The sequence below is a fragment of the Rhodanobacter ginsengiterrae genome (assembly GCF_050026815.1).
Classification (GTDB): Bacteria; Pseudomonadota; Gammaproteobacteria; order Xanthomonadales; family Rhodanobacteraceae; genus Rhodanobacter; species Rhodanobacter ginsengiterrae.
Genome location: NZ_JALBWO010000003.1, coordinates 1 through 1,226 on the forward strand (window position 1 = coordinate 1; position 1,226 = coordinate 1,226).

A 1,226-nucleotide genomic window follows, 5' to 3' on the forward strand; every position below is an offset into this window, starting at 1 on the left:
GCTGGCAAGTACTACATCAAGGTGCACGCCTACGCGGCCTACTCCGGCGTCTCGGTGAAGGCGTCGTACAGCACCGGCGGCGGTGGTGGTGGCGGCACCAGCGACTCGGTGAATCTGCCGACGGTGAGCACCGGCAACTGGTCGGCCACCTATACCGAGACGGTGCAGGCTGGCCATACAGCGACCTTCGCGATCTCCGGCGGTTCCGGTGATGCGGATCTGTACGTGCGGGCCGGTAGTGCGCCGACCACCAGCAGCTACAACTGCCGTCCGTACCTGACCGGCAACAGCGAGAGTTGCACCTTCACGCCATCGGCGACGACCACGTACTACATCAAGGTGCGGGCGTACCAGACGTTCTCCGGCGTAACGCTGACGGAAACGATGAACTGAAGTCGGTCGAGGTTGCGTCGGGACAACCGGTGCAAGCTTCGTGACAGTTCCAGCGAGAACCCCGGCCCCGGCCGGGGTTCTTTCTATTGGCGCATCCGAAGTTGCGCGGGAGGCCCGGCACGATCGCGTGGTGCGACCGCAACGAAAAAGCGTGCGCATCGAATGCGTGCGTGACAATACGACAGCGATCCGGTGCGCATGCCAAATTCCGGTGCAGGAATGTTTTTTTCTCGCGAGCCATTCATCGGTGATCGATGGCCCGCAGACTCCGGCGTCGCTGAAGATCGCCTTCAGAACGATCGGATTTTCTTCACGCCACTGAAGCTGTTCCGTTCGCCGGCATGCCTGTCCAGTGGCTGTGACGTCCATCACCAAGGATAGGAAAAAATCAGATAGCTAGCTTGCCTGCCGAAGGATAACGTGTTGCATCCGCTTTCCGGGGAGGTCGGCGGATGATCCTTTGGCGACGCCATCCGTCGTCTTGCAGTTACGCATCCACGCACTGCCTGCACAAGGGAATGTCAGGGGGAGGGCAGGCGATACGGATGTAGTTTGGGATCGCTAGACAGCAAAAGAAAAAGGAGCCGTGCCTCGCACGGCAAATCTTGCATGGGGCCCACGTGGCCGCATCGGGTTCATTTGTCCAAAATTTTGTCTAGGAGTTTGTAAATGCCCAATCATTATCGCCTGAAGCTGCTGGTTGCCGCGATCGGCATGGCCACCGCCTCGGTGGCTACCGCCGCCACCACCAAGACCCTGCATGCGCAGAACCTGGGTGCGGTGCCCGCCAGCTCGCTGGCCGCACAGCTCAACCTCGGTCAGGACATGTCGCT

General features: G+C 60.6%; 1 protein-coding gene. It reads left to right on the forward strand.

Annotated features, from left to right (window positions below):
- Positions 1 to 393, forward strand: a 393-nt coding sequence (locus ACQGNJ_RS00015; RefSeq protein WP_426687201.1) for a PPC domain-containing protein, incomplete at its 5' end; no start/stop codon positions are given.
- Between the last annotated feature and the right edge of the window lie 833 nt (positions 394 to 1,226).